Source organism: Vibrio sp. OPT41 (genome assembly GCF_015163595.1).
In the GTDB taxonomy this organism is placed as follows: domain Bacteria; phylum Pseudomonadota; class Gammaproteobacteria; order Enterobacterales; family Vibrionaceae; genus Vibrio; species Vibrio alginolyticus.
This window is the reverse complement of record NZ_JADDYH010000036.1, coordinates 367078-379996: the sequence shown is the minus strand read 5'-3', so window position 1 is coordinate 379996 and position 12919 is coordinate 367078. Positions and strand designations below refer to the sequence as shown.

Below are 12919 nucleotides of genomic sequence, written 5' to 3'. Positions count from 1 at the left end.
CACATTATTACCCCGATTTATTGATTGGTTTGTTATTTTTGTTAACCCAATAAACAACGTGTTTTATATGCCTGACTTTGTACAAATTGACCTGTTCATAAACTATGTTTAACAAGTGATATTTTTTAGTCTTCAAATAAAATCAAAACTTGCTACAGATCAACAAAATTTGTTCAATCAAATCGCTTTTACTAAAAGATTGTTGAAAGATTAAAAAATTATTGAATAATAGAGGGGCAAACAAGAAGTACGCAGCGCACAAGCGCTATTACAACCTCTGCTCTACAACAGGATAACTATTTCATGTCTAATTCGTTTGTACTGGTGATCAACTCTGGTAGCTCTTCATTAAAATTTGCTGTTATTGATTCTGAAACCGGTGAAGCTTTGGTATCAGGTATTGGTGAGTGTTTTGGCCTACCTGAAGCTGAAATCAGTTGGAAATATCAGGGAGAAAAAACCGTTGAAGCAATTCCTGCTGGCGGTAACCATCATCAGTACGCTGTTGAGCGAGTGGTAAAACTACTCGAAACTCTAGGTTTGAGCTCAAAATTTGTCGCTGTAGGCCATCGCATTGTCGCAGGCGGTGAAACCTTTAAAGGAACTGTGAAAGTTGATGAAACAGTTATTCAAGAAGTAGAGCGCCTTGCTGAACTTGCACCACTTCATAACAAAGCGAACGCTGAAGGCATGAGAGCGGCAATGGCGGCGTTCCCTTCACTGCCTCAATTTGCTGTATTTGACACTGCTTTCCACCAAACAATGCCAGCCAAAGCCTTTATGTACGCACTTCCTTACGAGCTTTACGAAGAGCATAAAGTGCGTCGTTACGGTGCTCACGGTACAAGCCACTACTACGTAAGCCGTGAAGCAGCGAAAATGCTAGATAAGCCGGTTGAAGAAAGCAGCTTTATCACTGTGCACTTAGGTAACGGTGCATCAGTGAGCGCGGTTAAAAATGGCGAATGTGTTGATACAAGTATGGGTTTGACACCGTTAGCTGGCCTAATGATGGGCACTCGCTGTGGTGACCTTGATCCAAGTGTTATCGAGTTCCTTTTCCGTAAAGGCTGGGAAAAAGACGAAGTGTTCGAGATGATGAACAAGAAGTCAGGTTTCTTAGGTGTATCTGGTGTGACAAGTGATGCTCGTGGCGTACTAGAAGCAATGGAAGCGGGGAATTCACGTGCGAAGTTGGCATTTGAGATCTTCACTTACCGCGTTGCGAAATACATTACTTCCTACCTAGCGGCTCTGGATTCATTAGACGGCATCATCTTCACTGGTGGTATTGGTGAAAACTCACTACCAATTCGTCGTGAAATCTTGAAAAACCTAAAGCTGTTAGGTTTTGTTGAAGATGAGAAAGGTAACGAAGATGCAAGATTTGGTAACGCAGGTGTTATTGCAACATCTGAGTTGTTAGGTGCCAAAGCTCTTGTTATTCCTACTAACGAGGAATTTGTGATAGCTAAACAATCGGTTGAGCTATTGTAATATATAACGAAAACAGAAAGTTAAAAGCGAGCCTCGTGCTCGCTTTTTTTATTTAAAGCAATTTGGTAATTACTCTTTGAGTTTCAGAGCTTCGCGCTTTTCGATTAAAAAATCCATCAAGACGCGGATTTTTTTCGGCATATGCTCTCGTGAAGGTATATATAAATAAAACCCAGGAAACTCTTTGCACCAAGGTGTCAGAACTCGGGTCAATCTTCCCTCATTTATGTGCTTTTCCACCCATAAATCAATATGCTTCACTAAACCCACACCCTGTATTGCAGCTTGTAACATACTATAGTCATCATTAAAAATAGCATTGCCTTTAGGCTCGAAAACGAGGGTGCGCTTTGCAACATCTGGAGAGGTTAGCGACCAATGATCAATTGTTCCGCTAGAGGTAAAACGATAAGCAAGGCAATTGTGATCTTCTAAATCCTCAGGAGTTTGAGGTAGTCCATTTTGCCTAAAGTATTCAGGAGAGCCCACTATTGCCGTTGTTAACGGCGGAGTAATAGGGACCGCAACCATATGTTCATCTAAGCTTAATCCTAAGCGAATGCCAGCGTCAACGCCTTCTGCGACGATGTTAGAAAACCCATCATCCATGATTAGCTCTAGGCGTATTTTAGGATAACGAGAGAGGAACTCACCTAGATAGGGCTCAATAAGCAGCCGAGCAGCGGTTCTTGATACACTGATACGGATTAATCCCGAAGGCTCAAGATGAGAGTCGTTCAATTCGTTAACGACCTGCTCAATGTTCATCAATGAAGGTTGCAAAATATCAAGCAGACGTTGGCCTTCTTGAGTCAACGACATACTTCTAGTGGTTCTATTGATTAACCGAACTTGTAGCTGTTGCTCTAACGCTTTCAGGTGTTGTGATAAGGCAGCACGGGTTATCCCCATTTCTAAGGCCGCTTTAGTGAAACTGCGATGGCGAGCAATATGTGCAAACCACGTCAGTGATGAAATTAAAGAAGGTTCTATTCTCATTTGTTAAGTATAACTAAACAGTCATGTAGATAAAACGATATTTATCCGAAACAGTGTGTTGACTAATATTACCTCGAAGCTCAGGTCAGCCTGAGATGAACAGTTAACCTCTAATGGAGAATGTCGCTATGTCTAAAGTCACTTTCAAAAATCTCAATGGTCAAGGTATTGAGATTTCAGCGGTTATCAACTTCCCTATAGATTTTGATGCAAGTAAACAATATGCGGCGGTTGTTGTTTCACACCCAGGTGGTGGCGTAAAAGAGCAAACCGCAGGCCTATACGCGAGTAAACTTGCAAAAAGCGGCATAATTGCCATTACGTTTGACCGTTCGCATCAAGGTGAAAGTACAGGTGAGCCTCGCCAAATGGAAAACCCTTACACGAGTACTGAAGACGTGAGCGCAGTCGTCGACTATCTGACAACGTTAGAGTACGTCGATAACGATAAAATTGGCGCAATGGGGATTTGTGCTGGTGCGGGCTATAGTGCAAATGCAGCGATCAATGATCGTCGAATCAAAGCACTGGGTATGGTTAGTGCCGTAAACATTGGCCAAATGTTCCGTAATGGTTGGGATAATTCGGTTAACGATGCTGACGCTGTTGGTTACTTAGAATTTGGTTCGAATGCTCGCACAACCGACACGAATGGTACAGAATTCGCGACTATTCCTCTAGCTCCGATGCGTGAAGAAGATGCCTCAAATGCAGAACTACGCGAAGCTTGGGAGTATTACCACACACCACGTTGTGAACATCCAAATGCGCCGGGTTTTGCTCTAACTCGTAACTTAAATCAGATCATTACTTACGATGCGTACCACAAAGCGGAAGCATTCCTAACTCAGCCAATTCTTGCTGTCGTTGGTAGTGACGCAGGCAGCAAATGGATGAGTGATGACCTGATAGAACGTGCTGCGAGTTCAGATAAAACCTTGTATGCCATTGATGGTGCAAACCATATGTCGCTTTATGATGTTGCCGAATACGTCGATGACGCAGTATCCCAACTCGCATCTTTCTTCCAACGCACTCTTTAATATTCCCGATGAAAGGCTCAATTGCTTCGAGCCTTTCTGCTCTCAAGGCTTTTTACTCTTAAGGTATTGATTATGAATATGCAAAAAATCACTTTTAGAAATGCTGATATGTCTTGGGATATGTCTGAATTAATTTTATTCCCAGAAGGCTTCAATGAATCGAAACGCTACCCAACAATGATAAGTGTTCATCCTTTTGGTAGTTGTAAAGAACAAACATCCAGCGCTGTCTATGGTAAAGCCCTTGCTGAGTTAGGTTACGTCGTGATCGCATTTGACGCGAGCTTCCAAGGAGAATCGGGAGGATTGCCTCGCTACGTAGAAGACCCAAGTCAACGTGTTGAAGATATCAGTCGCGTTATCGACTATGCAGTAACTTTACCATATGTCGATGAGAATAGAATTGGTGGACTCGGTATCTGCGGCGGTGGTGGTTACATGATCAATTCAGCCCTAACCGAAAAGCGCTTGAAAGCTGTCGTAGGTATTACGCCTGTTAACTTAGGCCGCTTGTTCCGTGAAGGCTTTAGTATGTACGACCCTATCGCCAATCTTGAAGCTATGGCTGCACAGAGAACAGCCGAAGCTCGCGGCTCAGAGCTGAAAATCGATGAACTTCTTCCTCCAAATATTGAATTTGCAAAAGAAAATGGATTAACAGAACGAGACGTGTTCGAAGCTACTGAATACTACAAAACATCACGTGGACAAACCGAAGGTGGTGCAACTCGTATGCTGTTTTCACATGCACAGAAAACACTGAGCTGAGATGCCTTTGCATTTGCCGAAACGTTATTGACTCAGCCTGTTATGGCCGTGGTAGGGCAAAAAGTCGGGGCGTTTGGTGCTTATCGTGATGGGCAGGAAATTTATGGCCGCTCTGTTCAATCAAAAGACCGACAGCTGGTTAATTTGGAAAATTGGTCTCACTATGAACTGTATGACCATCCAGAAGCAGTCGGCATTGCAATGGACAAGGTTTCTGCATTCCTTGAAACACACTTAAAATAATCTAATAAGTTAGAAGCGTTTTGTAGAGTTGCAAAGCGCTTATTTTTAACAGCGTAAGATGTAGTTCGAAGCGAGTAGGTCGGTAAATCTTCGTGCGAATAACCTCATCTACAGGCTATTGACTAAATACCACTGCCAAATACTGTTTAAGACAATGTACACTGAAACCTAATTAAAGGCGTTAGATAGGAATGAAGTTTAATTTATGCGCAAATCAGATAAGAAGGTCGAGAATCTAATTAGAGAAGTGTTGACCGAAGTTTGTGAAGATACGCTAAAAGGCTACGATGGCTTTCTTTGGGTGACTCATACCGTCAAATTCTCTTCTTTTCCACAAAGCTTAGAAATAGTCTGCGTCTTCGAAACGAAGCAAGATCGAGCTAACTTTTTTGAAGGAGAGGGCCGCCAGCATGTTTCCACAACTATTCAAAAGGCATTTAATAAGGCAGGAGTGCAACTAAAGAACGTCAGTAAGCAAATCAGTTACGATACAAAACAAAAGCATTAGCGCAGGCAGCAATGGTCCGTAATAAAATGGTGCTTGGCTACCTTGCTATAAAAATGCAAAGGGCACTGGATGGGCAATGAAGCTTCGGCTCACTTAGATATACATCGGTGTAACTATGAGTTATGGAGTTATGGAGTTATGGATTGTGAATACGGTTGGTTTTCTAATGTTGCCTTAAGAGGCCATGATTAGTCGTTTACAATGAGTAAAGTACAAACTTCTGCATGGTGGATATCCGCAGAAAATTATTGAAAAGAAAGGCTCTAGCTGGAGCGGTCTATCATTTTCTTTGGGTTACCTCGACTATGAATAGCTTAATTGCTATGTTTCGCAAAATATATGGATATTCTTCTGCTCGTTATCTTCAGATGCCGTGCAGAAGAATGTGTTTGCCGGCTGAGGGAAAAATGAAAACCAAAATAATAATGTCTTTTCTACTCGCTACATTGTGTGTCAGTGTCAGCGCCAGTACGAATGAGCCGAAATACCATTCTGCGCTAACAGTCAAAACGGGATTCAGTGAAGACAGAGACAAGCCTGTGGAAGTCTATTATTGGTATCCCACCACGAACGAAAAAAACAACTTCTCGTTTGGTAGGGGGAACATTTTTAAATCAGTCGAAACGCAGTTAGATGCCCCTTTAGCAAGTGGAAAATTTCCCGTTGTGCTTTTGTCGCAGGGCGGAACACGGTCAGCGTTTTCCCACAGTGGTTGGATAGCCTCGAGCCTGGCGCAACAAGGTTATGTCGTTGTGGTACCAAAGCCTCCTGCACCGAACGAAATCAATGCAGAAATGGCTGTTGATGAAATCACATTCAGAACCAGTGATTTGGTGCTTGGGCTGAACGAATTAAGTTCGGTCGGGATACTGTCCGGAGGCGTAGATACTGATGCAGTGCAGGGGGTCGGCTTTTTTCTGGGCGGCACATCTATGCTGATGCTCTCCGGAGCTCAAATAAGCCCGGAGAAATATCGAACATCGTGTCACAACGCCACCAATGTAGACTGTCATTGGTTACGTGAAAATAACGTTGATATTACCAGCATCCCGGATCAAAAATTCCCCCGATTTCAGTCTGAAAACAAACTGAAATCGGTCGTCGTTATCAACCCTGAGCTAACGAAAACTTTTGTCCCTGAAACTCTGGCCTTGATGAACAATGCTATCACCGTGGTGGCGCTCTCTGATCGGCTACATCCCGCACTGACACCAGCCGAATCACTTGTTGCTCTTCCCAATGTGACATTTCAAGAGATCCCCAGTGCGAGTCAGTTTAGTGCGTTCTCAGAATGTACTGAGCGTGGCATTAAAATTCTCGCATCAGAAGGGGAGGAAGCACTTTGCCAGGAGCGTGACGAGGTTTCCAGAAAGGACAATCATCAGCACATTTTGGATGTAATTCTGGCCAGGTTAACAAAGTCATAAGAGTGCAACAATGAGGAGCTTTCTTACACATTGTGTGCTTGGACCAGCAAAGCGAGAAGTAAGTTTTTGCAGGCTTATCCTTTCACCATAGTGCAAGGCCTACTAGTGACCGTGTTATTTGCTCTAACTAAGTACTTGTACCAACATTTTGAAACTTAGAAGAACACACAAAATACCAACGATTTTCTTAAGAACTTTATTTGGGAAATACGCTGCACAACGCACGCCGAGGCTAGTAGTTAAGTAGCTACTAATGGAGAAGCTGAGCATTGCAGGAAGGTATATGTATCCTAATACTAAGTTGTTCCAATCTGTGTTTCCCCATCCGTTTAACATGTAACCGAGGCTTCCTGACAGCGCGATAGGGAAACCTATCGCAGCAGAGGTACCAATAGCACGTTTTACCTCAAAATTTTGCTGGACAAGATAGGGGATGATCAACCCCGCACCGCTTATAGAGACAAGTGCTGATACAGAGCCAATCACCGAGCCTACAGTGATATTACCGATAGCTCCATGTGGGCTCGGGTTGTACTCATTTTCAGTGTTGAGGAACATCTTATAAGCAACATACAACATGAATACGCTAAAAAAGCCTGCCAGATAGACTCCTTGTAGATACGATGCTACGAATGTGGCGCAAAATGTTCCGACTAGAACTCCGCTCAACATTTTTCCTACCATTGTCGAGTCTACATTCTCTTTTTTGTAGTGAGCGCGCATGCTGCCCAATGTTGTAATAATCATCGAAGCCATTGATGTCCCTAACGCAAGATGCACTACTTCCGTATCAGCTATTCCCTGTAGTGAAAATAGAAACGCAAAAATAGGGACGGCCATTCCACCACCACCCACACCAACGAGTCCAGCGAGAAAGCCAATGCCCAAGCCTGCTGTAATGTAATAGATAATAAAGATAGGTTCGTTCATGATGGTTCTGCCTTCGATAAAATGATCGTTGCTAAAATGTTACTCGAACGCTAACTTGCTATGGTAACGTTAAGAGGACAGAAAATAATGAATAATGGCCAAAATGGAATTGAGTAAATAAAGTGACAAACTCTGATTACAGCGAATGGAAAAATGGCGCCGCACTGATCGCTAAGGAGTGGCAGCATGAAAGGAGCGACTTCAACCATTTGGATCAACGGCCACATAATTGGCACAGTCATCATCGAGGCCAGTTACTGTGTATAGATGAAGGGCTAATACAGGTAAAAACCGATGAAGGAACGTGGATACTACCACCTCACCGAGCTGGTTGGATCCCCCCGGGTGCGATGCACAGTGTTTATTTTTGTGGTTCTCTGAAAGGTCGTTCATTACTGTTTACTCCAGAGAGTTGTGAGCGGTTTCCAATGAGACCTTGTGTTATCCAAATGAGCGATGTGTTGAAAGCCCTATCGGTTAGAGCATCGATATGGAGCAAAACAGACGATCTATCCATACAGTCTTTACGTATTCTCGCCGTAATATCCGATGAAATCGTCAGTAGCCCTCATGAGTCACTCCACATCCCACTGCCCAGAGAGCCGAGACTGCAAAAAGTTACTCAAGCAATTTTAATAGACCCAAACAGCAAGCATTCTGTAGAGCATTGGGCCAATATTGGGGCAGTCTCATCTCGGACGTTAAGACGATTGATTCGAAGTGAGTTAAACATGAGTTTTAGTGAATGGCGGCAACAAGTACTGCTAATACATTCATTAGAAATGATAGCTCGAGGGGAATCGGTGGGAGATATTGCACATGCTTTAGGTTATTCGACGCCCAGCAACTTTATCGCGATGTTTCGTCGGGTCTATGGCGATTCACCTACGCGTTACTTTTCTAATCGCGGAATATAATTTCCGTGCTCGCATGCTCATGATGTTCCCCTAATTATCTTTAATCAAAAAAGGTAAATATTGAAAAGATTGATTGTTATGTTATAACATTGCCTTGTTTGGGGCTCTACAATTTGTTGTTTAAAGAATTGATCTCACAACCAGTAGTCTCCTATTGAGAGTAAACGTTGATTTCTTCACAAGCGTTGTCTGACTTGACTCTACATGGGGTGGGACTGTGTCAATATGTCCGTGAACTAGAGCGAAATCGTAACGATTACTAGGTCTCATAGCCCTAGAAAATCAACGTTATTAAAACCTTTACCTGACCTTTTTAACGCTTGGGAGGAAGATATATGAGCATTGATGTAGTTGAGAACCCGCTTCGTGTCCAAACAACATCATCGTTGGCGATATCGACATCAGCGAACATACTTAGCGACATCTACAAACCAGAGCACAATATTGCCATATGGCAGCGAACGCTCTCGAAAGAGTTGACGAAGGACATTAATCTGATGCTGGCACAGGAGCCTAGATTGGCACTGGTACAAAGTGTCACGCCAGATGATGCTGCACAATGGGTACGAAGCAAGTTAGAGGGCTATGCGTGTGCTGATGCGCTGAGTGAAGATGTTGCTTTAATCGTCGATATGTTCTGCTGTTTGTTTGAGGTTAAAGAAGCAGGTTTGAGGCTAACTCGCCTAGACAGCCCGATCTGCCCGAAATTTCACTTTGATCGTGTGCCTTGCAGACTTGTCATAACTTATACCGGCCGAGCGACCGAATGGTTAACCAACGATACCATTGATCGCACTAAACTCGGTGCCGGTAGTCTTGGTCAACCTGATCACCTATCGGGATTATACGACTCTGAAAGTGCAATACGACGAATGCAGCCTGGCGATGTTGCCCTGCTCAAAGGAAGTGGTTGGGAAGGCAATGAAGCCACTGGAGTTATACATCGCTCTCCACATGTTGCAGACAATGAACGTCGCTTACTACTCACATTGGATTTCATCTAGAGATATGAGAAAGCTCAAAACGGTAGATGACGTCATGAAGCAGGTAGAGAAAATCTGCCTGCTGCGAGGTAAACAACTTACTACTAAACGGAAATTGATACTGACTTCACTACTATATGCGGAGAAGCCGCTTTCTGCCTACGAACTAGTTGACTACTGCAATCACAACTTTTCTCAAAACATTCAAGCGATGTCGGTTTATCGAATACTAGATTTCCTTGAAGCAGAGCACTTCGTCCATAAGCTCAATACATCTAGTAAATACGTCGTTTGTTCTCAAATCGCGTGCGATCAGGAGCATGGCGTTCCACAGTTTTTGATTTGCTCTCAGTGTGGAAAGGTTAGTGAAATAGCGGTTGAAGCCAATGTTATTTCTAGCGTATGTGCGAAAGCGATACAAGAAGGCTTCACTGTTCTTAGCCCACAATTTGAGATTTCCTGTGTTTGCGATGAATGCGCAAAGCGCCCGCTATGAGGCGGACACACGATTTCCCCTTATAGCTTCACAAGGTGACCGAGTATTGGCCACCTTTTCAAATTATCTAAAGAATGAATTATGTCAGCAACATTGATTAAAAACGCTCGGGTGGTCAACGAAAGAGCCATTACCGAAACAGATTTACGTATTGTTGATCAAAGAATTGACAAGATTGCTACTAATATATCCGTACAACACGGAGATATTGTAATTGATGCTAAAGGGGCTTATTTACTGCCAGGCATGATTGACGATCAAGTGCATTTCCGAGAGCCAGGGCTGACACATAAAGGCACAATTGCAAGTGAGTCGCGGGCAGCGGTGGCCGGCGGTATTACAAGCTACATGGAAATGCCCAATGTTAGTCCGGCTACAACGACTATTGACTCGTTAGAGCGCAAGTTCGCTCTCGCTAAAGAAAGCTCGTTTGCGAATTATTCTTTCTACCTCGGTGCAACCGAAGACAATCTTGAACAGATTAAACAACTTAACCCCAAACAACATTGTGGTGTGAAAGTATTTATGGGGGCATCAACAGGAAATTTGTTAGTCGAAGATCCGCAAGCGTTGGAGTCAATTTTTCGTGACTCTCCAGTACTCATTGTTACTCATTGTGAAAGTGGGACTGTTATTAAACAAAACCAGCAAAAGCAAAGGCTTAAGAAGCCAGGTTTCACTATCGAAGACCATCCCATTTTGCGTGACGAAGAGGCCTGTTACGCTTCATCTTCTTATGCGGTAGAACTTGCCAAAAAGTATCACAGCCAACTGCATGTGCTGCACATCACAACGGCGAAGGAGCTAGCACTTTTTGACGAGGGAGACATTCGAGATAAATCAATCACCGCGGAGGCTTGTGTTCACCATCTTTGGTTCAGCAACAAAGATTATGGCGCTCTTGGTAATTTGATCAAATGTAATCCTTCAATCAAGTTTCCTAGTGACCGCGATGCGTTGTTAAAAGCGTTAAATACGGGGCAAATAGATATCATTGCAACAGATCACGCTCCTCACACTTGGCAAGAAAAACAAGTGCCTTACGAGCAGGCTCCAGCCGGACTGCCGTTAGTTCAGCATGCGTTACTTACTCTCTTCGAGCATGTCCGTTTAGGTCATATGAGTTTGACTCAAGTAGTCGAAAAAACTGCGCACAACCCGGCCATTCGCTATGGCATTCAAGGCCGAGGTTTTATTCGTGAAGGTTACTACGCCGACTTGGTGTTGGTTGATGCTCATACCCCAACACGAGTTAGCAACGAAAACAGTTTATATCACTGTGGTTGGTCGCCTTTTGCTGGACATGAATTTTCAGCTCAAATTCAAAAGACTTGGGTCAATGGCGCGCTAGTTTATGCCAATAACAAAGTCATCGATAAACCAGCTGGAGCGATGCGTTTATCCTTCAATCGTTAAGTCGCTGACCGTAAAAAAGAGCCATAAACAAACTGGAAGCATTATGTTAAGAAGAAACCCAACGGGCCATATGCCACAGGTGTCCTCAACAGCCTTTATCGATCCAACCGCTATTATCTGTGGCAAAGTCATTATTGAGGATAACGTTTTTATTGGACCCTATGCTGTTATTCGAGCTGACGAAGTTAATAACCATGGAGACATGGAAGCTATCGTCATCAAACGTGACACCAATATCCAAGATGGTGTCGTAATTCACTCTAAGGCAGGGGCTGCGGTGACCATTGGTGAGCGCTCATCCATTGCTCATCGTTCGATTATTCATGGTCCTTGCCAGGTTTGTGATGATGTTTTCATTGGCTTCAACTCCGTCGTGTTCAATAGCGTCATCGGTGAGAGGTGTGTTATTCGTCATAACTGTGTCGTCGATGGCCTCGATTTACCCGCTTATTTCCATGTACCACCGATGACCAATATTGGTGTCGGTTTTGATTTAGAGAGTATCTCTAAAGTGCCGCCAGAATATTCAGCTTTTTCCGAATCCGTCGTTTCTGCCAACCATGAACTAGTCCAAGGCTACCGGAGAATTGCCAATGAACTTTAATAAGCCACTGATTTCGCGAGTGCCGACTAACATCATCACTGGCTTTCTCGGGGTGGGGAAAACATCGGCAATAATGCACTTATTGACCCATAAACCGAGTCATGAACGTTGGGCTGTATTGGTCAATGAATTTGGCGAAGTTGGTATTGATGGCAGCTTGTTACAAGGCCAAAAAAAACAACAAGACCAAGTGTTTATTCGAGAGGTCCCCGGGGGATGTATGTGCTGTGCAGCAGGTCTTCCGATGCAAATCGCCTTAAATCAATTATTGTCTGAAGCAAGGCCAGATCGATTGTTGATTGAGCCTACAGGCCTTGGTCATCCTAAAGAAGTACTGCAAGTGCTATCGACCGAGTATTATCGTCAAATTCTCGCTTTGCAAAAAAACATTACTTTAGTCGATGCACGTAAACTATCGGATCCTAAGTACACTGAGCATGAAACGTTTAACCAGCAAATCACTATCGCAGATACAGTGGTAGGTAATAAGCGCGATCTCTATCAAGATGAAGATGAGCAAAAGCTGACGGCTTATATAGCAAAGCTCGGTCTGCGGGAAACAAAAGTGATTTTCGCTGAACATGGCGCTATCCCTTTTCATGAATGTGAGGGAGCGACTCGTATTGACGTGCAAAAAACGCCCTCTGTTCTTTATCGTGAAAGAGAGAAAAAGTCACTTGTTCCTGAGTTGCCTATGCCTGAGAGTGGCATTCTAAAAGCAACCAATCAGGGGGAAGGTTTCTACAGTATCGGTTGGCGTATCTCCGCTGAAAACGTGTTCGATCATCAAAAGCTGAGATTATTGCTGCTCGACCTCAAGGTCGAACGAATGAAAGCGGTTTTTATCACGGGAAGCGGTATTTTTGGTTACAATCTAACATCAGATGGACTCACAGAGTTTGAACTAGACGAGTGTTCAGAAAGCCGCCTAGAACTGATCTCTTCCGGTCTAGATGACCAATTTGAAGATAGATTATTTCGATGTTTGGAGAAGGCATCATGATAGAAAAGAGAAAACTCTCCTTTTAACCATAATGTCTTACCTCCTTAAAATTCTAGTGGGGTTTCTTTTAAAGCTGCGCTTAGGG

At 43.5% G+C, this 12919-nt stretch carries 12 protein-coding genes and 1 pseudogene; 11 read left to right on the top strand and 2 right to left on the bottom strand.

Annotated features, from left to right (window positions below):
• Nucleotides 1-303 precede the first annotated feature (303 nt).
• Nucleotides 304-1497: an acetate/propionate family kinase gene (locus IQP38_RS16005; RefSeq protein WP_005386205.1), complete on the top strand. Its 1194-nt coding sequence runs from the start codon at nt 304-306 to the stop codon at nt 1495-1497.
• A 69-nt stretch (nt 1498-1566) separates the two neighbouring features.
• Here IQP38_RS16005 and IQP38_RS16000 read toward each other — a convergent pair whose 3' ends face one another.
• A complete protein-coding gene (locus tag IQP38_RS16000) occupies nt 1567-2496 on the bottom strand; it encodes a LysR family transcriptional regulator (protein ID WP_193837753.1) in 930 nt (309 codons plus the stop codon).
• Between the two features lie 128 nt (nt 2497-2624).
• Between IQP38_RS16000 and IQP38_RS15995 the strand changes: the two genes are divergently transcribed.
• The 4 genes and pseudogenes from IQP38_RS15995 (at nt 2625) to IQP38_RS15980 (ending at nt 6485) form a co-directional block, all read left to right on the top strand.
• Nucleotides 2625-3539, top strand: coding sequence for an alpha/beta hydrolase (locus IQP38_RS15995; RefSeq protein ID WP_193837752.1), 915 nt, complete (start codon nt 2625-2627; stop codon nt 3537-3539).
• A 72-nt stretch (nt 3540-3611) separates the two neighbouring features.
• Nucleotides 3612-4550 (top strand): annotated as a pseudogene (locus tag IQP38_RS15990) (alpha/beta hydrolase).
• Between the two features lie 205 nt (nt 4551-4755).
• On the top strand, nt 4756-5058 hold the full coding sequence (locus IQP38_RS15985; RefSeq protein WP_042521903.1) for a hypothetical protein: 303 nt from the start codon (nt 4756-4758) through the stop codon (nt 5056-5058).
• A gap of 305 nt (nt 5059-5363) precedes the next feature.
• A complete protein-coding gene (locus IQP38_RS15980) occupies nt 5364-6485 on the top strand; it encodes an alpha/beta hydrolase family protein (RefSeq protein ID WP_228010083.1) in 1122 nt (373 codons plus the stop codon).
• A 123-nt stretch (nt 6486-6608) separates the two neighbouring features.
• On the opposite strand, the gene IQP38_RS15975 is transcribed toward IQP38_RS15980, so the two are convergent.
• Nucleotides 6609-7415 (bottom strand): sulfite exporter TauE/SafE family protein, encoded by an 807-nt coding sequence (locus IQP38_RS15975; RefSeq protein ID WP_193837751.1) that lies wholly within the window; start codon nt 7413-7415, stop codon nt 6609-6611.
• A gap of 122 nt (nt 7416-7537) precedes the next feature.
• On the opposite strand from IQP38_RS15975, the gene IQP38_RS15970 reads away from it, so the two are divergent.
• The 6 genes from IQP38_RS15970 (at nt 7538) to IQP38_RS15945 (ending at nt 12834) form a co-directional block, all read left to right on the top strand.
• Nucleotides 7538-8332 (top strand): AraC family transcriptional regulator, encoded by a 795-nt coding sequence (locus IQP38_RS15970; RefSeq protein ID WP_193837750.1) that lies wholly within the window; start codon nt 7538-7540, stop codon nt 8330-8332.
• 335 nt (nt 8333-8667) lie between these two features.
• Complete coding sequence (locus IQP38_RS15965; RefSeq protein ID WP_193837749.1) at nt 8668-9336, top strand: DUF1826 domain-containing protein; 669 nt, start codon at nt 8668-8670, stop codon at nt 9334-9336.
• Nucleotides 9337-9340: 4 nt separating this feature from the next.
• Entirely contained in the window at nt 9341-9811 is a 471-nt protein-coding gene (locus IQP38_RS15960) for a Fur family transcriptional regulator (RefSeq protein ID WP_025767649.1), read from the top strand.
• 81 nt (nt 9812-9892) lie between these two features.
• The gene (locus IQP38_RS15955; RefSeq protein WP_017821072.1) at nt 9893-11227 is read left to right on the top strand and encodes a dihydroorotase; all 1335 of its coding nucleotides are present in this window, start codon (nt 9893-9895) and stop codon (nt 11225-11227) included.
• A gap of 43 nt (nt 11228-11270) precedes the next feature.
• A complete protein-coding gene (locus IQP38_RS15950) occupies nt 11271-11831 on the top strand; it encodes a carbonate dehydratase (RefSeq protein WP_017821071.1) in 561 nt (186 codons plus the stop codon).
• A complete protein-coding gene (locus tag IQP38_RS15945; RefSeq protein ID WP_021707804.1) occupies nt 11821-12834 on the top strand; it encodes a CobW family GTP-binding protein in 1014 nt (337 codons plus the stop codon). Before IQP38_RS15950 ends, IQP38_RS15945 begins: the two co-directional genes overlap by 11 nt.
• Nucleotides 12835-12919 lie beyond the last annotated feature (85 nt).

Coding starts and splice junctions, on each gene's coding strand:
- IQP38_RS15980 (WP_228010083.1), top strand. CDS start 5,364: ATGAATAGCTTAATTGCTATGTTTCGCAAAATATATGGATATTCTTCT.
- IQP38_RS15985 (WP_042521903.1), top strand. CDS start 4,756: ATGCGCAAATCAGATAAGAAGGTCGAGAATCTAATTAGAGAAGTGTTG.
- IQP38_RS16000 (WP_193837753.1), bottom strand. CDS start 2,496: ATGAGAATAGAACCTTCTTTAATTTCATCACTGACGTGGTTTGCACAT.
- IQP38_RS15965 (WP_193837749.1), top strand. CDS start 8,668: ATGAGCATTGATGTAGTTGAGAACCCGCTTCGTGTCCAAACAACATCA.
- IQP38_RS15950 (WP_017821071.1), top strand. CDS start 11,271: ATGTTAAGAAGAAACCCAACGGGCCATATGCCACAGGTGTCCTCAACA.
- IQP38_RS15975 (WP_193837751.1), bottom strand. CDS start 7,415: ATGAACGAACCTATCTTTATTATCTATTACATTACAGCAGGCTTGGGC.
- IQP38_RS15945 (WP_021707804.1), top strand. CDS start 11,821: ATGAACTTTAATAAGCCACTGATTTCGCGAGTGCCGACTAACATCATC.
- IQP38_RS15995 (WP_193837752.1), top strand. CDS start 2,625: ATGTCTAAAGTCACTTTCAAAAATCTCAATGGTCAAGGTATTGAGATT.
- IQP38_RS16005 (WP_005386205.1), top strand. CDS start 304: ATGTCTAATTCGTTTGTACTGGTGATCAACTCTGGTAGCTCTTCATTA.
- IQP38_RS15955 (WP_017821072.1), top strand. CDS start 9,893: ATGTCAGCAACATTGATTAAAAACGCTCGGGTGGTCAACGAAAGAGCC.
- IQP38_RS15960 (WP_025767649.1), top strand. CDS start 9,341: ATGAGAAAGCTCAAAACGGTAGATGACGTCATGAAGCAGGTAGAGAAA.